This is a genomic window from Bradyrhizobium uaiense (genome assembly GCF_010811875.1).
GTDB lineage: Bacteria > Pseudomonadota > Alphaproteobacteria > Rhizobiales > Xanthobacteraceae > Bradyrhizobium > Bradyrhizobium uaiense.
Genome location: NZ_VKHP01001199.1, coordinates 1 through 225, shown reverse-complemented (window position 1 = coordinate 225; position 225 = coordinate 1). Strand labels below are relative to the sequence as shown.

The window sequence follows — 225 nt, the reverse complement described above, 5'->3', positions numbered from 1 at the left end:
AGGGCTCGACCGGGCGCGACAACCGAATGTTCGTTGAAGGAGTGCTGTGGATCGTGCGTACGGGGTCTCCCTGGCGCGATCTCCCGGAGGTCTTCGGCGATTGGAACAGCGTGTTCCGGCGCTTCAGTCGATGGAGTCGCAAGGGTGTCTGGTGCCGCATCTTCGAGGCGATGTCCGATGATCCGGACTTCGAATATCTGATCGTGGATTCCACCATCGTCCGGG

1 protein-coding gene is annotated in these 225 nt (G+C 60.9%); it reads left to right on the top strand.

What is annotated here, in order from left to right:
• Positions 1 to 225: transposase (locus FNJ47_RS49285; protein ID WP_163163900.1), on the top strand; the 225-nt coding region annotated here is incomplete at both ends.